The sequence below is a fragment of the Alkaliphilus serpentinus genome, assembly GCF_009017255.1.
GTDB classification, from domain to species: domain Bacteria; phylum Bacillota; class Clostridia; order Peptostreptococcales; family Natronincolaceae; genus Alkaliphilus_D; species Alkaliphilus_D serpentinus.
In genome coordinates this window covers 22073-42122 of record NZ_WBZB01000044.1, presented here as the reverse complement: position 1 = coordinate 42122, position 20050 = coordinate 22073, and the positions used below count along the sequence as shown (strand labels likewise).

19 protein-coding genes and 2 riboswitches are annotated in these 20050 nt (G+C 33.8%); of the genes, 3 read left to right on the top strand and 16 right to left on the bottom strand.

Annotated features, from left to right (window positions below; all coding sequences use genetic code 11):
* Window positions 1-420 precede the first annotated feature (420 nt).
* From F8153_RS12520 to F8153_RS12510, 3 genes are all read right to left on the bottom strand, one after another.
* The gene (locus F8153_RS12520; RefSeq protein ID WP_151866698.1) at window positions 421-798 is read right to left on the bottom strand and encodes a hypothetical protein; all 378 of its coding nucleotides are present in this window, start codon (window positions 796-798) and stop codon (window positions 421-423) included.
* A gap of 382 nt (window positions 799-1180) precedes the next feature.
* The gene (locus F8153_RS12515) at window positions 1181-1453 is read right to left on the bottom strand and encodes a metal-sensing transcriptional repressor (protein WP_151866697.1); all 273 of its coding nucleotides are present in this window, start codon (window positions 1451-1453) and stop codon (window positions 1181-1183) included.
* Between the two features lie 25 nt (window positions 1454-1478).
* The gene (locus tag F8153_RS12510) at window positions 1479-2852 is read right to left on the bottom strand and encodes an MATE family efflux transporter (protein WP_243136970.1); all 1374 of its coding nucleotides are present in this window, start codon (window positions 2850-2852) and stop codon (window positions 1479-1481) included.
* A gap of 364 nt (window positions 2853-3216) precedes the next feature.
* Here F8153_RS12510 and F8153_RS12505 point away from each other — a divergent pair, with 364 nt between their 5' ends.
* On the top strand, window positions 3217-3654 hold the full coding sequence (locus tag F8153_RS12505; protein WP_151866696.1) for a carbonic anhydrase: 438 nt from the start codon (window positions 3217-3219) through the stop codon (window positions 3652-3654).
* A 214-nt stretch (window positions 3655-3868) separates the two neighbouring features.
* On the opposite strand, the gene F8153_RS12500 is transcribed toward F8153_RS12505, so the two are convergent.
* On the bottom strand, window positions 3869-4192 hold the full coding sequence (locus F8153_RS12500) for a hypothetical protein (protein ID WP_151866695.1): 324 nt from the start codon (window positions 4190-4192) through the stop codon (window positions 3869-3871).
* Between the two features lie 225 nt (window positions 4193-4417).
* Window positions 4418-5329: a cobalamin-dependent protein gene (locus tag F8153_RS12495; RefSeq protein ID WP_151866694.1), complete on the bottom strand. Its 912-nt coding sequence runs from the start codon at window positions 5327-5329 to the stop codon at window positions 4418-4420.
* A 218-nt stretch (window positions 5330-5547) separates the two neighbouring features.
* Here F8153_RS12495 and F8153_RS12490 point away from each other — a divergent pair, with 218 nt between their 5' ends.
* Window positions 5548-7074, top strand: coding sequence for a phytoene desaturase family protein (locus F8153_RS12490; protein ID WP_151866693.1), 1527 nt, complete (start codon window positions 5548-5550; stop codon window positions 7072-7074).
* Window positions 7075-7259: 185 nt separating this feature from the next.
* Here the strand turns inward: F8153_RS12490 and helD are convergent, their stop codons facing one another.
* Window positions 7260-9578 carry an RNA polymerase recycling motor HelD gene (gene helD / locus F8153_RS12485; RefSeq protein ID WP_151866692.1) on the bottom strand — a complete coding sequence of 773 codons (2319 nt, stop codon included), beginning with the start codon at window positions 9576-9578 and terminating at the stop codon, window positions 7260-7262.
* Window positions 9579-9713: 135 nt separating this feature from the next.
* Here helD and F8153_RS12480 point away from each other — a divergent pair, with 135 nt between their 5' ends.
* Window positions 9714-10325 (top strand): class I SAM-dependent methyltransferase, encoded by a 612-nt coding sequence (locus tag F8153_RS12480; protein ID WP_243136969.1) that lies wholly within the window; start codon window positions 9714-9716, stop codon window positions 10323-10325.
* 64 nt (window positions 10326-10389) lie between these two features.
* Here F8153_RS12480 and F8153_RS12475 read toward each other — a convergent pair whose 3' ends face one another.
* The 10 genes from F8153_RS12475 to F8153_RS12430 form a co-directional block, all read right to left on the bottom strand.
* Window positions 10390-11223, bottom strand: a complete 834-nt coding sequence (locus F8153_RS12475) for a class I SAM-dependent methyltransferase (RefSeq protein ID WP_151866691.1) — start codon at window positions 11221-11223, stop codon at window positions 10390-10392.
* Window positions 11224-11367: 144 nt separating this feature from the next.
* Window positions 11368-11802, bottom strand: coding sequence for a hypothetical protein (locus F8153_RS12470; protein ID WP_151866690.1), 435 nt, complete (start codon window positions 11800-11802; stop codon window positions 11368-11370).
* A gap of 250 nt (window positions 11803-12052) precedes the next feature.
* Window positions 12053-14044, bottom strand: a complete 1992-nt coding sequence (locus F8153_RS12465; RefSeq protein WP_151866689.1) for a methyl-accepting chemotaxis protein — start codon at window positions 14042-14044, stop codon at window positions 12053-12055.
* 165 nt (window positions 14045-14209) lie between these two features.
* A riboswitch (cyclic di-GMP riboswitch) is annotated at window positions 14210-14296 on the bottom strand.
* A gap of 165 nt (window positions 14297-14461) precedes the next feature.
* Window positions 14462-14932 carry a GNAT family N-acetyltransferase gene (locus F8153_RS12460; protein WP_151866688.1) on the bottom strand — a complete coding sequence of 157 codons (471 nt, stop codon included), beginning with the start codon at window positions 14930-14932 and terminating at the stop codon, window positions 14462-14464.
* A gap of 134 nt (window positions 14933-15066) precedes the next feature.
* Window positions 15067-15735, bottom strand: coding sequence for a DUF975 family protein (locus F8153_RS12455; RefSeq protein WP_151866687.1), 669 nt, complete (start codon window positions 15733-15735; stop codon window positions 15067-15069).
* Between the two features lie 214 nt (window positions 15736-15949).
* Entirely contained in the window at window positions 15950-16663 is a 714-nt protein-coding gene (locus F8153_RS12450) for a M48 family metallopeptidase (protein ID WP_151866686.1), read from the bottom strand.
* Between the two features lie 434 nt (window positions 16664-17097).
* Window positions 17098-17349 (bottom strand): hypothetical protein, encoded by a 252-nt coding sequence (locus F8153_RS12445; RefSeq protein WP_151866685.1) that lies wholly within the window; start codon window positions 17347-17349, stop codon window positions 17098-17100.
* Between the two features lie 111 nt (window positions 17350-17460).
* On the bottom strand, window positions 17461-18525 hold the full coding sequence (locus F8153_RS12440) for an HD-GYP domain-containing protein (RefSeq protein WP_151866684.1): 1065 nt from the start codon (window positions 18523-18525) through the stop codon (window positions 17461-17463).
* Window positions 18526-18676: 151 nt separating this feature from the next.
* Window positions 18677-18764, bottom strand: a riboswitch (cyclic di-GMP riboswitch).
* A gap of 130 nt (window positions 18765-18894) precedes the next feature.
* A complete protein-coding gene (locus F8153_RS12435) occupies window positions 18895-19437 on the bottom strand; it encodes a GNAT family N-acetyltransferase (RefSeq protein ID WP_192929804.1) in 543 nt (180 codons plus the stop codon).
* A gap of 23 nt (window positions 19438-19460) precedes the next feature.
* Window positions 19461-20009: a GNAT family N-acetyltransferase gene (locus tag F8153_RS12430; protein WP_151866682.1), complete on the bottom strand. Its 549-nt coding sequence runs from the start codon at window positions 20007-20009 to the stop codon at window positions 19461-19463.
* Window positions 20010-20050 lie beyond the last annotated feature (41 nt).

The following is a 20050-nucleotide window of genomic DNA, read 5'->3' as shown; positions in this document are numbered from 1 at the left end:
ATATTCATTTTCATTAAATCTTTTTATATTTTAGCATATCTGTTATTTACTTGTCAATTTAATTTCTTGCGAATATTTTAAATATTTTATGCCTGAACTACCTAATTAATTTAACCATAGTAATATTTTGAATATACAGATCGAGTAAAAAGCTTATATTGTGCAAGCAAAAAAGCACCTATAACTCCAGGTACCTTACTCAAACTTCCTATTCACTTGTTACCTCCCTCCATAAACCTCAACTCTAATTCTAGTTTATTTTTCATAAACACCACCTACTTTCACTTTATCAATAAATTGATATTCTCATCTCTCGACTAACATGATATAAATTGTTAGAGTATATTATTCATCTTGTATACTTTAAAAGATGATGTGAAATAATTCTATTATTAAAATGTTGGAAGATTCTATCTTTCTTTATTCCTTGTCAGATAGCTTAAAAATTGCTCCTTCTTTAACCAAATTACCAACGAAGTCTCCTCTGTCAAATATTAACTTGTCTCCATCAATTGTAAAAACATAAGATTCTTTTTCACTAACGTAAAGTATTAGCTTTCCATCCTTAATCGAGTAAGTACCTCTAGGACGATATGAAACAATACCACGATTGAATTCAAACTGAGAATTTTCCTTCAGTAAAACCCATGTCCAACTCTCTGGTCTTGAGTCTTCTTGCATAACATATCTTCCTAATTTCAACTCTTCTGCTTTATTGTGCTTTAAATATCCTATAACTAAGCCTAATATTGAGGCTATAATGATTAAAGATAATAGAAGTTTTTTTCTTTCCCTCACAGTTCCCATTCCCCTTTCATTTTCATTAAATTCCCTTTATTTCTTAGAGTATATACTAACTAGTTGATGAAAAACTCCGATGTTAAATAGTACATATCATAATCCATATAATCACTGCTTCTGCTTGTTTAGACTCTAAATAAATACAATAGTTTCTGCTATTTGCAATTTTTTTTCAATTTCTCTGCTTCGCTCATAAAGTAAATTTATGCAAAAAATCCCCCAAACCCCTGGCACCTTACTGAAGCATTATATTCACTTGTTCTTTCATTATTAAAAAAGATAGCGAGGCGAGATCCCACTATCCGTTAATATAGCTACAATGTTTATTACTAATATCATTAATCTATTGGCTTTCCTAAAAATGTATTGTTATAATCCATCACTTTATAAACTTGTCTATTGCTTCAGCTAATTTTTCTAAAGCTTGATCATCTTCATTAACTGCTGTTTCAACAATACAGTGATTAATGTGATCCTTTAGGATTAATTTCCCCACATTATTTAAAGCTGATTTAACAGCTGCAATCTGTATTAATATCTCACCACACTCTTTTTCTTCTTCTAGCATTCTTTTTATTGCTTCGGAGTGGCCAATTATTCTAGACATTCTATTAATGATTTTTTTTTGATTAGGGTGCTTATGACTTTTCATATTTTAAATCCTCCTATTATAAAAACTATGATATATTTACATTTTTCCATTTACCCCTTAAGTATCGTATCATTAGAATAGCTCCTCTAACCGTTATATCTATAGCATAGGCAATCCAGACACCAACTAATCCAAACCCTAATCTTATACATAGTATATATACTCCTAAAACCCGAGTTCCCCAAATTCCTATAAGGGATGAATACATGGGAAACTTCGTATCACCTGCCCCCTGAAGAGCTGATGTTATAACTAGTGTAATACACAAGAAGGGTTGAAACCAAGCAATTATCCTTAACACTTGAACCACCTGATTACTGACATTTTCATCTTTTGTAAATAAGCTTGCAAGAAATGGTGCGAAAATATAAAAAACAACTCCCACAATCACCATAAATCCTGTAGATAATAAGTAGGACATTAAACCAAACCTTTGAGCTTCATCTTCTTTCTTTTTACCTAGGTTCTGACCCACTAGAGTGGCCGCTGCCACACCAAATCCCATGCCCGGTAAATAAGAAAATGTTTCTATCGTCCCTGCAATATTGTGGGCTGCATAAGCTTCTGTTCCTATTTTTATAATCATCCCACCATAAATAAGTTGACCGGATCTCATGATTAACCTTTCCAATGCAGCAGGTATACTAATCTTTGTAATAGAACTTAACATTTTAAAATCAATTTTCCATTCTTCAAATATAGAAATATTCATTTTGATTTCTTCGCTATTAATTTTTCTCACTAATAGTATAACACTGATTATTCTCGAAATAGTTGTTGCCAGACCAGCTCCTAAAATTCCAAGACCACTAAAACTAAATACGCCAAAAATTAATATATAGTTTAGAATCGCATTTATAAAATTTGAAATAATTGCAACTTTCATCGGTGTTTTAGTATCCCCAGCACCTCTTAGGGCACTAGACAAAACCATATTTACACATAAAAATACCGAAGGAACAGCAACGGATAGAAAGTATGGTAGAGCATATTCAATTACCCCATCCTCTGCTCCCAAGAGTTGCAAAATTCTCCTTGAGAAAATCAAATTAATACTACCAAATATTAATCCAATTAACAAAGCCATAATAACTGATTGCTTAACTGCATGATCAGCTTTGTCATTTTCTTCTGCCCCTGTATACCTTGATACAACAGCGGTTGTCCCAATCCCCAGTGCCAGGAAAAATGCAATATTTACATTCATAGTTAAGTTTGTTATTCCAACACCTGCAATAGCTTCTGTTCCAAGCTTACCTACAAAATATGTATCTACTACTCCTATAAACACCTGCAGTATGTTTTCGATCATTGCCGGAATAGCTAACAACATGATTATTTTCATACTGTCATATTCTCCTAAATGCTTCTTTACTGCATATACCTTATCCTGATTCATATAAGCATCCCCTTCGCCCCAATATCCCCCCATGGGGGATATTTAAATTATACGCTTTTATATCTTTAATTACAACAATATTATCAAAGACACACTTTAGACTTTTATCTTCATAGGATGGATATTTGATTTTTAAGTGGAAATCCATTAATAGGAAAAAAGATAACTTTTCCTATTAAATAAAAAAAGAAGACACAATCGTGTCCTCTAATAAGGAGTATACTAAAACCTTAAAATGGGTTATAGTATATGTTAGAAACATAAAGAATCAGAGGGCTCAACATCCTTGGTGTTTAATGGGAATACATCCTACAAAACTCTGAGAAACTACATATATATAACTGCTGATGGAGGATTTAGCAAAATGAATACTACTAATAGGTTTGTAACTTCGATTAATTGCATGGATGGAAGGACTCAAATTCCGGTAATTAATTATATGAAAACAGAATATGTGGCTGAGTATGTAGACATGATTACGGAGGCTGGTCCAAACAAAATATTAGCAGAGCACACTAATAAATCAGCTATTGAATCAATCAAGTTACGGGTTTCAATTTCAACTGAAAAGCATGATTCTAAGGTAATAGCAGTAGTTGGTCACTTTGATTGTGGTGGAAATCCTTCTGACGAAGAAACTCAAATTCAACAAATCAGGGAAGCCGTAAAAATTGTTGAAGGTTGGAATAGCAATGTTGAAGTTATAGGACTGTGGGTAGATGCCCAGTGGAGGGTTAATAAAGTATCCCCTCAATTCACTCCAGTCTCCATCGATAAATTAATTGAAATGAAGAAACTTTAGTTAAGTAGGCTTTAAAAAGAAAACCTAAAATCTCTAATATTGTTGATTCATCAAAAAACACCGATTCCGTTATATGGGAATCAGTGTTTCTTTGGTTTTGTTTATGATTTGACCTAAATAGCCCCAACACCTCCTAGACTATATATGCATACCTTTTTCTTAATCTTTTCCACTTTACATCCCCCTATCTATGCAATCCCCATCATTTGTTTAATCATTGATTTTTTGGTAAAAGAAATTTTTTTCTTTGATAGAAATGTACTCCTATCATTAAAATAATACCGACAAATACAATAATAACGCTTATCATATTACTAACGTGAAATATTTGCAGTAAATAAACTAATATAAAAATCGAACCATGACCTATTCTAGACAAATGCACATGGTTAATTAGTCGTTTTTCATCAATTATAATATACTTTTTTGAATAGGCTTCTACTATGCCCTCATCAAATGATTCATCACCATAATATGAAATTAATCCCCATATTATTGACATTATTCCAACTCCCAGCGCTGACCATCCTACAGACATATTCCACCCCCTTCCATAAATCAACAAATTATAACCAATAAAACCCTTCCGTTTATTTATGATTCATCACCTGTTAAAGGCTTTTTATCATAATAATGATTAGCACGACTTGATATTTTTTTTCTTATTCGATAATCATAATTTCTATAATCTCCAATTAAAATCCTTCAATGACACCATTTAAAAAACTCTAGCAAACATGGTATGTTTTATGTAAACTCAACTCTATTCATTTACTAACTCATTACACACTTCTACAATCCGCTCAAAACCAATGGCAAACCCATCTGCTCCTATGGTTCTCCATAGATTAGGATTATGAGAAAATGCTCTACCCCCTACTAGAACTTTTATAGGTTTGGTATTATTGCTACTTTTGATAGCTTTAATCAAAGCTTCTGTACCATTTAGGTGGTAATTCATTGTTATTGACAAAGCAACTAAGTTAATATTTTTTTCCTTTAAGAGAGTTATTAGGCCATCCAGTGGTACATTAGTGCCCAAAAAGTATGTCTCCCATCCATCCTCTTCTAGCAGATTGTTGATCATTTTAAGGGCGATAAAATGTCCTTCTCCATGGGTGCATAATAAAGCTGCCCTGTATTTTTTGTTTTCTTTTGCATATATATGGGAGTTTAGCTGAGCTAATAGATTTAACGTTTCCTCTGAAAAATAATGCTCATGTCCTACAGTAATCTTATTTTCTTCCCATTCTTTACCTACCTCAACAAGGGCTGCCTCAATAATTCGCCTATATAAATCCTTAAGTCTTACCCCTTGTCTCAATAAATGAACTAATTCATCGTATACCTTCCGCCCGTTGCCATTTAATAGCTCTCTTATATAAACTTCCTTCAGTTCTTCTAAATCAAACTCTTTATAGGATTGAATCCTTCCTATGGGTTCTTCATCTCTTAGAATGACATTAGATTTTTTCTTTTCTCCCTCAATTAAGAAATCAATGGATACTTCAAATGTTTTGGCTAGGGTATTCAATGTATCATAGTTTGGAAGCCTTAAATTTCCTTCATAGTTTGCTATTGTAGTTTGAGCAAGATTTAAACTTTCAGCTAATTCTTTTTGAGTCAACTTCTTGGCTTTTCTTAATGCCTTTAATCGATCTCCAAAACTCCCCATATTTTACCCTCCTATGTTTTGAAATCATTTCTTCCTTATAATATCACATTTCGAAATGTTTACTCTATTTTTTATAGCTATTTAGTTTAAATATTTCATTCAGTGGTATCTATGTAATAACTTCTTCTCATTACGTAAAGAAAATTGATTCTAGTTTATAAAAATTATAGCATCATAAAGGATTAAATAAAAATTGTTTGTTTAGGGGAGGTTAGAAAATGAAAAAGAAGGTTACTATTATTGGAGCAGGTCCTGGTGGACTTACTACAGCAATGCTGTTGGCAAGTGAAGGATACCAAGTGAATATATTTGAGAAACAACCTTTTATCGGGGGGCGAACTTCTACTTTTACAGTAGATGGTTATAAATTTGACTTAGGTCCCACCTTCTTAATGATGAAGAATGTCCTTGAGGATGTATTCTCTCGCAGCGGTAGAAATATCCATGATTACTTAACTATTGAAGCCATCAATCCACTATATCGTATTGTATACGGAAATGGCAAAGAATTTTACCCCTCTAGTGACTCGGTAGAGATGGAAAAAGAATTAGAGCGGTTATTTCCTGGTAATGTTGATGGTTATCGTCGATTCATGAATAAAGAACAGAAGAAGTTCGATTTGCTTTTTGATTGCTTAAAACAAACTTATCTATCTCCTAGGGATTTTCTTAAAAAGGAGTTTTTAAGAGCCCTTCCCCATCTAGGAGCCCATAAAAGTCTGTTTGATGTATTGGGACAATATTATAAAGAGGATGACCTTAAAATGGCCTTCACCTTTCAAGCAAAATATCTGGGCATGTCACCATGGGATTGCCCTGGAGGTTATAGCATCATCTCCTACATTGAGCATGCCGGAGGAATTCATCACGTTATGGGAGGCTTTGGAGAGATTTCTGAAGCTATGGCAAAGGTCATTAGAGAAGAGGGTGGCTCCATTCATCTAAATACTCCAGTGAAGGAACTAATTATAGAGAATAATCGTATTGTTGGAGTGTATTTAGAAAATGGTTCAAAGCATTATAGTGATTATACGGTTATCAATGCAGATTTTGCCCATGCAATGAACACTCTAGTAAAGGACCAATATAAGAAAAAGTATACCCGGAAAAAGATTGAGAAGAGCAAATTCTCATGCTCTACTTTTATGCTATATCTAGGGGTTGATAAGGTATACGATGTTCCCCATCATAATATTATTTTCTCTGATGACTATAAAAATAATGTAGAGGAAATTTCCCATAAAAAAATTCTATCTCAAGATCCATCTATATACATTCAGAATGCTGTGATTACCGATAAAAGTTTGGCCCCTGAAAACAAGTCTACAATATATGTACTTGTTCCTGTACCTAACAATACCAGCCTTATAGACTGGGAAAAGGAAAAAGAGGGTTTCAGGGAAAAAGTACTAGATATACTAGAGGAGAAGGCGGGCCTTACTGATATTCGAAAGCATATAGAAGTTCAACGGATGATTACACCCCTTGATTGGGAAAAAGAGATGTCAGTTTATAAGGGAGCGGTCTTTAACCTAGGTCATAATATCACACAGATGCTATACTTTAGACCCCATAATAGATTCCAAGAATTCGATAACTGCTATTTAGTTGGAGGAGGAACTCATCCAGGTAGTGGCTTACCTACCATCTTTGAATCGGGTCGAATTACATCTGATCTCATTCTCAATGCAGATGATAAACCGGTTCCTACAGGAGATGAAAAAGGAAAATTGGCTCTAACATAGTTTTTTTATTATAAAAAACTGTACTAATTGAAGTACAGTTTTTTATATTTAACCCTTAATAATCAATAGATTCAACTAAGGCCTATTTTACATCAGGACATAAGATTGATGACGAAGTCATCTAGATTGCTGGATGATTAAAAGCTATTAGATACAGTCCTAGTAAAGGAATTTATCTAAGGATTTTATTGAATATGGGTAATTAACTCATCATCCATATTACTCAGAATAGGAAGCTTATTTTTCATATAACAAATAAAGAGCCTGTGAAGGGTTCGAGTGATTGCAACATATAGAAGTTTAATATCCAAGTCATTTTCTTCATATCCATCGTTTATACAAGCGATAATAACGGCATCAAATTCTAATCCCTTTGCTAGATGAGAAGGAACAATCATTACTCCAGCATTATAGTTAATCATTTTTTCATCTAATAATAGGGCCCTTATTTCACTATGCTTATCTAGATATTTCTTGATTTTGTTACAGTCTCCATTGGTTTTACACAGAATTGCAATCGACTTATAATTTCTCTCTTGCATTTCAAGCACCTTCATCTCAATATCCTTCATTAGAGATGTCTCCTCTGTAAAGGCCTTTACAAATGGCTTATCTCCATGCCTAATCACGGGTTTAGCTAGAACAATATTGGGGTTATTTAGTTTCTTGATAACTTCATTGGCCAGATTCATCACTTCTATTGTTGTACGGTAGCTTTGCACAAGGGTCATATAATTGCTTCTTTGTCGATCAAATACTTGATCTAGCACCTCTTCCCAGCTTTGGATTCCTCTATAGGAATGTATTCCTTGGGAAATGTCCCCTAACAATGTAATCATGTTGGTCTTTAAGATTTCTTTTAAGGTGTATATCTGAAAAAGGCTGAAATCTTGTGCCTCATCCACTACCACACTGTTTACTTCAATTTTTTTATCAAATCCAAAAATTCTATATCTCAAGTACACCAAAGGTGCTAAATCCTCCAGTTGGAAGGTTTTATTTGCTAATAAATCTAGGGTTTTAGAGGTCAGATAGGAGATCTGTTTACTTGATAAATCCTTCCCTTCATGCCTTAAAAAAAGCTCCATATTATTCATGAACTCTGAGTAATAATCAAAAAGCTCTTTTTTAGGAAATTTAGAAATATAGCTCTTAACCAAAACCTTTGAAGTATTGGTTAGCTTTTTCAATTTATTGTCCCTCTTATCGATTAATTCAACAATTTTTCTACGTCTATTTTCATTGACTTCTAAGGTGTCCCTTAATCGTTGTATTTCTCGGTCATATCCTTCTTCTGTTTTTCTCAATACTTCCTTTTTTATGAGCTTTAGCCTATTTCTTAAGGTCTTTTTGATTTCGGGTATTCGCTTATATAGTGGAAGATAAGTTAGTTCTTCAATGAACATTTTCTTTACTTCTTCTGCCTTCATCAAAACAATTCCATCAAAGGTAAAATCTATAGAAGGGGTAAATTGATCCTCAATAATTTCGACAAAGCTATCGATTATGTTTTTGAACTCCAATGACCCCTTAAAGGCCGTAGCCCACTTTAATAAACTTAAGTGATCTGAAGCTTTATTAGCAACCTTTTGATTCATGAGTAAAATTAGCTTGTTTGATTCCCCATGAATTTTATAGTCTGTACCAACCAGCTCTGTCATAAAGTCTACATAGGTGGTTTGCTTAACCCTCTCGACCCCTAATTCTGGAAGCACCTCTGAAATATAATTCAAAAACAATCGATTGGGTGCTATGATCATGAAGTTCTCTGGATGGAAGGTTTTCTCATAGGTGTAAATGAAGTAGGCTATTCGATGAAGGGCAATGGTGGTTTTTCCACTGCCTGCCACCCCTTGAACGATTAGGGGTTTAGCCATATCAGCCCGAATAACTCTATTTTGCTCAGCTTGAATGGTGGAGGCAATATCCTTCAGCTTATCCTCTGCATTGGCCTCTAAGGATGCCTGCAGAAAAGCGTCATTAGTGGTTAAATCTATATCTAAAATGCTTTGTAGCTCACCCTCTTCTATAGAATATTGCCTTTTTAAAAGCAGCTCTCCCTCTTGAGTATTTCCCTCCACCTCATAAGAGGTTTCACCAAGCCTCCCCTCATAGTAGACATTGGCTATAGGTGATCGCCAGTCAACTATTAGGGGAATACTATCCTCTGCTCTAAACAAGGAGGTTTTACCAAGGTAGATTTTATCGATGGTTTCTTCACCCTTTTGCCTAAAGTCAATGCGGGCAAAATAGGGCTTGTTTCTAGATCGAGATAAGCTTTCATAATTTCGATCAGCCATTTCCATGAACTTCGTATTTATTAATATGCTTATATAGCTTTGGGAGCTATCTAAATAATCAAGATTCAACATGGCCTCCTTAATATTTTCTTTATAAAGCTTACGGTACTCTTCTGTTGCGTCAAGGGTCTTATCTATATATTCCTTTGTGTATTCCAATCGGTTCACTTCTATTTCATAGTCTGGATGATTCTTTAAAGACATATTTATCTCCCTTCACTTCGAGTCCTCCCCTTAAAGTTAATGTATAAGTTCAGTTCTCTACATATCTATTATAATTTGTTATAATACTAATATATATTAAATAGCTATAAAACAAAATATAAAAAGGATGTAGACATGATGAAGTTAACTGGCGAAAGGGTTATTCCAAAGGTTATGAGCCCTAAAAACGGAATGTTACTAGAGCATATAGCAAGATATGAGTTTTCTAAGAAGTACTGTAAAGGAAGGGTTTTAGATATTGCCTGCGGTGTCGGATATGGTAGTGAAATCCTTTTAAAGAATAATCCTAATATTGATGAACTCGTAGGAATTGATTTGTGTGCTGATTCAATAAAATATGCAATGGATCATTATAATTTCCATAAGACTGTGTATTATGTTGATAATGCTTTAAATCCAAAGCTTAAAAATAAGTATGGTACCTTTGATACAATCCTGAGCTTTGAAACTATTGAACACTTTGAAGGGGATAAAAGGTTTATTCAAAACCTATATGATTTGCTTAAACCCGATGGTACTCTAATTATATCAACCCCCTTTGGAAGGGGTAAAGGTCAGCCCTGCTCATGTCCCTATCATGTCTATCAATATACCGAAGAAGAATTTTTAGAAGTATTAAAGCCCTTTAGGAATGTTGTAATGTATCATCAGATAGATGAAATCATTGAAATCCCCAAGAAAGATTTTAAATATTACTTAATGGTTGTTGTATGTAAAAAAGTTTAAAATAAAGGAGTATAATAAATAAATCTATGGGAAGTCATTTGACTTCCCTTTATTCCTTATCCCTCTATTTTTCACCAAAACCAAAAATCACCTCTGCATCAAAACGTATTCCATTAACATCTTTATTTTCCATAAGCTCTATAAATGCTGCATTTTTAAATTCATCTAGGGCACCCATACCTTCAACATGTTCAAATAAGCCACGGGTTGCATTTGTCCATTGCTCCTGCCACCACTCTTCTTCATCCTTATAATAAAATCTCTTCTCTTCTACGATAATTTCTATATTTTTTAATCCTATATTTTGTAATATTTTTTCAACTCCATCAATTGAGCCAAAATCAGGTCTTGTTGGTATTTTCCTTAAGGCATCCTCCTGTTTTTGAGGAAATACTTTGGTATATGCTCTGTCTAACGCCCCTCTCTTATCTCTCTTTTTCCATGTGCTTATACCAAACCTGCCTCCATCCTTTAATACTCTATACATCTCCTCTAATGCCATTAGTGGATTAGAAAAGAAGGATGTAGATAATCCACTTATTACGTAATCAAATTGATTGTTAGGAAAATCTAACTTTTCCGCATCCATTTGTAGAACTTCAATATTGCTTATACCCAGTTTACCAATAAGTGCTGCTGTCTCCTTTACCATTTCTTTAGAAAAATCAATTCCCACAACTTGCCCCTTTTCTAATACACATTTAGCAGCTGGAAATAGTGATGCTCCTCTACCAAATGCTACATCTAGTAAAGTTGATCCTTCCCTAATTTCTGAGTAATCAACCAGTTTTTCTCCAAAATACGAAAAATAATTGGGACCTATAGTATCAAAACTTGCTGCTACTCTGTTGAAAACCCCCTCTAACCTCTCATTTCTTTTCAAAATTTCGCTACTCATAAAACCTCTCCTTTCAAAATAGAAAAAAGCCTACCATGGGATAAATGGCGGCTTTTTCCTCAAAAAAATAAAAAGATATATCAGAAGATATATCTTTGGGGAGACACTTATTGTGTCACTATTAATATTATACCATTTTTTTCTTTAGTTATCAATAAGCTCTTTAATTTTATCCATCCAATCTTTTCGGTTTCTCACTAACCAGGCACATGAATCCAATGAATTTTTATCATTTCTATAAGTAATCTTCACTAATTTACTCCCTACTGATTTACCTAAATGACTTCTAGTTTCATCAATCCCTTCGATCCTCTCTATAGGGATTTCAATAACTTTCTTTGGTAAAAGAAGCTCAAAGTATAACTTATCCTTTAGTAATACAAGAGTGCCATTTCCCCTTATTTGCATAGATACTGATTCTTGTCCAAAGAAATTAGCATTTTCAGAGATTAGCAAGATGTTTTCTTTACCAATTTTATTCATTACACCTATAGCTTTCTTCCGTAAAATTATATTTACAGATAAATAAATCAGTCCCAAAATAGCCAAAATCAATGATATGCTTTTAATTGTATCCACAATATTCCTCCTTTTCCCATAACCCTTCTTCTAATATTTGATATGAATAAAAGCAGAAGGCTAAAACACTTTAACTATAGATGCACCTGAAATATCCTTATGCATTATAGATGATAATTTTCTATATCTCTATTTAATATCCTTCAAAAACTCTTTCACATTATTGTAATAAATTTTCTTAAATCCTTCTAGATAATTACATAATAAAAAACAAGTAGCAATCTTCGTTGCTACCTGTTCTTAATATTATCTAGAATTTAAATTTTGCTATGCTGGTTTGCATTTCTTCTGCTAATCGTGCCAAGGAATCGCTGGCATTAGCAATTTCCTCCATGGATGCTGTCTGCTCTTCAACGGAAGCAGAAGCCTGCTGTGTACCAGCAGCATTTTCTTCAGAAATAGCTGATAGGTTTTGAATAATGTTTATAATTTCATCTTTTTTGTTATCCATTTCTCTACCGGAGTGATTAAGTTCATGGATCACTTTTGTGATATTTTCTATGGCGCTGGATATTCCTTCGAATTTCTTATTCGTATTTTCAACACTTTCCGTTTGAGAGATTACTATGTTTCCAACCTCCTTCATGGTGTGAACAGCCTCTAGGGTTTTACTACTTAATTCTTTAATAATCTTAGCGATTTCTTCAGTAAAATCATTAGACTGCTCTGCTAGCTTTCGAATTTCCTCTGCAACTACTGCAAAGCCCTTTCCTGCCTCCCCTGCTCTGGCAGCCTCTATAGCTGCATTTAGGGCTAGAAGATTGGTTTGAGAAGCAATGTTTTTTATCATCTCACTTGCGTTTTCTATTCTTTCTGCGCTTTTATTGGTGTTTTCTATGATATCATGAACCTCTTTGGCAGCATTATTACTCTCCATTGTTTTTTCTACTAACACCTTAACGATTTCTAAACCGTCTTCTTTAAGCTTAAAGACTTCCTCTACTGAAGAATTTAACATTTCCATATAGTTTTGATCTTTTTCAATAAGTCTTCCAAGCTCATCTATATTTAGAGCTCCTTTTTCAGTATCTTTAGCTTGGTCATTAGCTCCCTTTGCTATTTCTTCAATGGTTTTAGCAACCTCTTCTGCTGCCTTAGTTGATTGATGGCTAATTTCCGTTAGTTGATGAGAGGAGGTTGTTATATACTGGGAATTTTCTGCAATATTTTTTATAAAGCCCCTAAGGTTTAGTAGAATATTGTTAAAGGATATTGATAGGGCACCAATTTCATCCTTCCGATTTATCAGGCTTTGAGGAATATCATCAGTAAAATCTAAATTGGAAACCTTTTCACTATATTTTGTTATCTCAGCAATAGGCTTTGTTATAATATTAGAAATCAGGAAAGCTGCTGCTGTCATTATCAGAAGGACTATAAGTATTAATAGACCCAGAGTTTTATATAATTTCGATATACTGCTTAATAGAACACTCTGAGGGATTTCCACTACAAGCCTCCAGTTTAAAGTATGATCAATGGTTGAGTAAAAAAGATAAACCTCTTCATCCTTTACGAAGGTTTCTATCACACCATGGGGACTTTCAAGGAGTTCATTCTTATGGACTTTTACCTCTTTATAAACCCCCTCCTCATATTCAACAATATCCTCTATCATTGCCACTTCAGGATCTTTGTGGGCTATGATTAAACCATTTTGGTTTACTATCCATCCAAAGCCTTTTTCTTCAATGTTTATACCCTCTGAGATTTCTGTTATTTTACTTAATGTTAATGCTGCTGATAAAACACCCACCTTCTTTCCAGAATCATCAACAATAACCTGAGCTACTGATATAATAATATTGCCTGATGATTTCGCAAGGAAAGGATCTGAAACGAAGGTGCTTGCACCATTTTGAAAAATTTCCTTCATATAGGGACTTTTGGACAGGTCTAAGGTTGCCCCAGTTGTAGTCCAAGCTTGACCATTGGGTCTTACTATAGCTATGGATTCATATTCACTTTCCTCTGCTACACGGATAAGGTAGTCCATTGAACCCTCAATATCCATGGTTTTTAAATTATCATATTGGGCTATATGCTTCAGCTCGCTTATACGAGCAGTAATATATTCTGAAATCGTATCAGCGTTAGATTGTACTACTTCGTTGCTTAGTATTTCAGAAACCTCAACTAAAGATCCCTTAGAGAAAATCGATGCAGCAATACCTGTAGTTAAAAACAGAAGGACACTTATTAAGGTAAAGGCTATAGCAATTCTAAATTTCAGTCTTTTCAAAATTAAACACTCCTTAAGTTTCTAGTAATTGTACTGGTTAAATAATCATCTATTAAATATCAATCTTCCTTGATTATATACCTCAGCTCCCCTCTAGGCAGTTGTAAATTCTTTATAATTTAACATAATAAAAGAGACGATGGGTCGCCTCTATAATCGTTATAATTAGGCAACCTGGCAATCATAGGATTTCTGTCCCTTAGACCCATAGCTTTGCGTCCCTTTCTTTTGAAAAGTTTGCTAGTATCTTTATACTTTGTATTTATGAATTTTTTTGTAATTTAATGTAATTATAGCATCAATTTATTGTATATGTTGTCGAAAATTGTCGCAAAATAATATTTTTCCTGACAACATATTGTACCTATTATCCCTCAACTTTCCATTAGATTCCTTTTGTAATCTTTGTAACCTTTCTTACTTATTTAAGGCCTTAGCCATAAACAAACAAGGATTATCCTCCCCCCATAGACTTGAGAAAACTTCAAGGGGTTTAAAGCCCATTGAAAGGTAGAAAAGTCTTGTTTTAGAGTAGCTTTCACACTCCCTAGATTCATCTAGAGTCTTTACAGTAAGGAATTCATAACCTTTGTCTATACAATAGCTCTCACATTCATTAATTAGCAACTTACCTATTCCTTTTCGATGATAATCTTCAGTTATTCCCATAACATAAACCTCTGCTGTATACTGATTATGGATTTTTATTGCTATGAAACCAATGAATTTGTTTTTATCCAATACAGCAATAAAAGGCATATCCATAACACTATTCCTATAATCAATAATGGCTTCTTCAATCCCAAACCAATTGGGTAAAGTCCTAAGAATTTCTTCGCAAATTCTTCTTTTTTCCTCTTGATCTTTTATTTCCGTTATTTGATACAAGCTTGATCACCCTTTTTCATTTTAATTCTACAATTAACTTAAATTCATGGTAATTTTAACATGAATCTCCATCAAAAATAGCGCATCTGGGCATTATGCCAGATGCACTTAAGGTTACTTAATAACTATTAATTTTAGCCTTGATAAATCTCCTTAAGCTTCAAGTATAGTTCAGCTTTGGTTGCATTTACATAGGGATTAACGAATAGTACACCTATGCCAAACAATAGTCCTCCCAATATATACCAACCTATAAAGGACAGATCTAAAATAAATATATCTAACTTATGACCCTCTGTCATACTAGAACTGAGGCTTATTGCCTCCGATGGCTCCATATCTGGATTCTCAGATAATATATAGGGTACCAAAGAATAGGCATAGCTTTTGATAATTCCTGGAATAATCAATAACAAGCTCCAAAGGAAGGTATATAATGCCCTTAAAAACATTGTAATAACAACATTGATGTAATGACCACTTTTGAAGGTATCTAGTAAATAACCAAAATTAAAATCTTCTTTAGAAGACTTAATGAAATATTTAGCCCCTCCAACCTCCACATTATAGCCTATAAAAATTCTAATTAGAAAAGCAAAAAGAACAAACCCAAGGATCATTATAACAAACGCAGGATTAAACAATATTTCAGCATTTTCACTATTGGTTATTCTGCTATTGGAGAAATTACCACTTGCCCCTGCACCCAGTATGGTTAGTATTAAGCTTACTCCAAATGCCTTCCAATAGGATTTTCTAAGGATATTCTTTGCTTTATCCTTTAATTCCACTCTCGTCCACATCTTATCCACCCCTAATCCTTAATTATTATTTTATGTTGTATTCTGTATTTATTAATTAAATCCTCTATTCATACCTTATCCTCCCTATTACTCCTTAGTAGGTGGAGTCAAAAATAAAGGCGCCACTCTACAGGCCTCTATCTCAATATCCTGCCAAACATTATTTATAACATAGGGCTCATTTAATAGTATTGAATTTATACTTAGATATTCATTATAAACTAAGCTTTACACCTTCCATCTTCAGCCACTCTTTTCGATATTCATAGTCAGGAAGTATTTTTTTTACTAAACCCCAATAATCCTTGGAATGATTCATATGGATTAAATGGCACATTTCATGAATAACTACATAGTCTAGTATCGTTATTGGTGCCATGATTAGCTTCCAGTTAAAAAGCAGCACCCCACTAGATGAGCAGCTGCCCCATCTCTTTTGTTGATCCTTAATCTTAACCTCCTGGGGCTGTACCATGAAATAGGGCTGATAATACTGAATTCTTTCAAGAATCTTTTCCTTAGCCATTTCCTTGTACCAGCTTTTCAATATATTCTTTATTGCGTCAGGCTCCTTTGTGTTGGTATGTATTAAAAGCTTATGATTAGATAATTCTATCCTTGGCTTCTTAACTGTCTCCCCTACGATTATCTGAAGGCTATAGGTCTTACCTAAGTATAAGAAGTCTTCTCCATCAACAAGTCGCTTTTCTACTATTTTATCCTGTATTTTCTGTAGCTCCTGTAATTTTTTAATCATCCATTTAGATTTTGTTTTCACCATGTCAATTATTCTGTCTCTACTAGTGTTAACCGGAGCATAGACTATGATATATCTAGGGGGTGAAACTTTAATACCGAGGCTTTTTCTATTTCGAAATTCTACAGTGAACTCAATTTTATGTCCTTCATAATCATATGATAGCTTCATTTTTCAAGTCTCCTTAATCTTTTAGCTCCCCTAGCAGTAACACCTTTAATTTGTAAATACTCCTTACACTATTATATATGCTTTTCATCAATATTCCAAAACCATTATATGTTTTTTGCCATATACCTTACCATTAAATTTAAAGCCCAAGCTTTCATAGAGCTTCACTGATGCAATACCATTTCTATCAACGCCAAGAAATACCTTGTTATGGGATTAATCTTTTTTAATGATTTCCAGTTACAATTCCATTGCCTATTCTTATGAAACTGGTGAAATAATTGAAGTGTGTTCTTATTTTATCATAACATTCCTCAATCATTGTTGGCCGACCTTGACATAAAGTATAGACAAAATAAATAAAAAAGTCCTGATCTTTTACAGGACTCAAAATCAGAGGTTTTTTTCATTGTTGCATTTATATTTTTATACTTTTATTTAATGGGTATAACCTTGCTTCTTTTGCTTCCTCTATAGATAAACTTTAGTGTATATTCATCGTTGGCAATTCTGTATATTTCAATTGCGGAAACTCCTTTAGTTGCCAAAGCAGCATTAAGTTTCTGTCTAGCTTCAACATTTTCTAGGTCTTTATTGCCTCCTTTTAACGCCTCATTTGAATACTGAACCCATAACCCTAAAAGCTCATCAGTAGACATATTTCTATCTATATCGTTAGTATTCATTTTCACCCTCCCAATTGTTAGAATTTTATTGGAGGTTATTATTATTTACTAAATAGCTCTTTTATATTTAATTACTTAAATCTTCAATATTAGTCGGTTTATATTGTATTTTTACACGCTTGTTCTAATAACAATATTTTTTTCTTTAAGTAAATCAATAATCTTTCCCTTTTGATTTCCAGATATAATTTTTAATACTGGTCTTGTGAAAAAATGACTATTTACTTCTGTTACTACTGCTATGTTGCCATCATCAACCTTAACCAGTGTATTTACAGGGTATGGATTAATGTGTTTAATGAAGACCTTAACTAGCTTAGGATCGAAATATGTCCCTCCTCCTCCCATAATAAATTCAAGGGCTTCTGATACAGGCGATGCTTTTTTATAGACACGATCTGAGATTATTGAGTCATACTTGTTTGCAATACTGATGATTCGTGACAATAAGTGGATTTCTTGACCGACTTTGTTATTGGGGTAACCACTACCATCATAATTTTCATGATGCTCTAATACCCCTATTCTTACTGTAGCTTCTAGATTTAACTTATCCCTTAAAAATCCATAGCCTAGGCTGGTATGTTGCTGAGCCTTCAGCATTTCCTCCTTTGATAGTTTTTCTTTTTTATTTAAAATATCCTGAGGAATAAACATCAAACCGATATCATGGAGTAAAGCTGCTAAGGCAAGCTTAGAAACCTCAACTCTATTTAAGCCAATGCTTATCCCAAGAATCACACTATGGATCATAACATTAACGGAATGTTGATAAAGTCCATTATTAACATTTTTAATATCTATTAATTCTACTACAATATCCTTTTTATTAAAGAGTTCATCAATAATAGATGAGGCATTGGCTTTAAGAACATGAATATTATCCTGCAAATGATTGGCAGCATCTTTGGTGGGTTGATTATGAGCTGCAGAAAAGAACTTCCTTAGATCATTTACTGCCTTTTGACGTATTTCAGGTCGAACAACATCTTCAATAACGTATTCCAGCTGATCTTGCCAAATATAAACACTTGAATAGCCCGCCTCTATAAGCCTATTGATAAAAAAATCAGTTAATTTGGTGCCCCTCCTTAGTAGTACTTGTCCATTTTCTGAATAAAAGGTTTGTCCTAAAATTTGTCCTGCCTTTAACTGTGATAACGATACTACCCTCATATATAAGTTGGCAATATTCCGTTGCCATTCCCTCCAATCACTAGATAATATTTTTAAAAAGATAAAATCTCTGTAATCCAGATTTTGATTACAGAGAATTATATAAATAGTGTAATTATCATGCTAAATATACACATTATAGAAATCCTCTTTCGGCAACCTGGCAATCATAGAATAAACAATTCCTTAGACCCATAGCTTTGCGGCACTATTTTTCAATAGCTGTGCCATTAACGAATTCATAAAAATAATGATAGTAGTACCCAAGTGTTGGGTACTATTTTTCTATCTGCATCCTTCTACAATTCCTTGAATTACTTCATCCGATGGTACCTTTGTACTCTCTATTTCCTCCTCAAGGTGTTTTTGTCATTGATACTTATGAAGAAGCTCCTTTAGTTTCATTTTCATAGGCACTATGTCAGCTATAAAAACATCCACTAAAAGCTTACCCTCCATTTGATATTCTTGTTTTACCACCTTTGCCCCCAACTTCTGATAATACTGATTAGAAGGCGCATAATGGGGATTATAAATAACAATTTTTTCCATATCCTCTTTTGAGTAAAAATCCAATACATAAAGCAATAGCATTAAAGAGATCCCTTTACCCCGCTGGTTTGGATATACCCAAAAGCCATTTAGCTCGATTCCCTTATCGGGTATATCATCGGTTTCTGCAAAGCTTGCAAAGGCCACGCCAAGCATTTGGTTGTTTTCAAATGCACCAATTAACAACCGAATATCATTATGCTCTTCTGCTGTATTCATCCAGTCTAACCAGGAGTCTCGTTCCTTTGAAACAGACAAGGTATTTTCAGCTCTGCCAGCCAATTCCTCCGTCCAGCATAAAACCTTTAACTCCATTGCTTGCTGCATATCATCCTCTGTAAGCTTTCTGATTTCAATCATCTCTAATCCCCCCGATAAACTGATTACCTTGTTAGTGCATCCTTCAACTCTATTCTCCATACCATGTGATCTCCACCTTCACCCCAAAAGTCCTTTATATGGTAGGCTGGTTTCCCAAACTTTTTTATCCATACCTGTTGGGCACTAGGGTATCCACTATCAAAGCAAAACTCCTTTACTCCCTTATATTCAAATTCAGTAAATATTGAACTTAGCAGGCGACTACCTAAACCTTGATTTTGATAATCGGGATCCACAAAAACCGTTCCTATCTCCAATAAATCCTTAAATTCACCATTGGTACATTTATGTATTAGTTCATTAGATGGCCCATACTCAATAGAACCTACAATTTTTTCTTCATCCTTTGCAACAAGAAAATATCTATCCCTTCCTTCACTTTCAAAATCCTGATTTAAAATTACCCTCTTATATCGAATTTCCCCTTCTATGGTTTCTAATAAATCTCCAATGCCATTCCTTTCAAAGGTATGTTGTATAACCCTCTTAAAGAAATCATTTATAATCTCTATATCCTCTTTCCTTGGTCTGCTAATCTCGATATTTCTCATGGTTTAACCCCCTATATATAAAATATAAATGAATCTCTTGC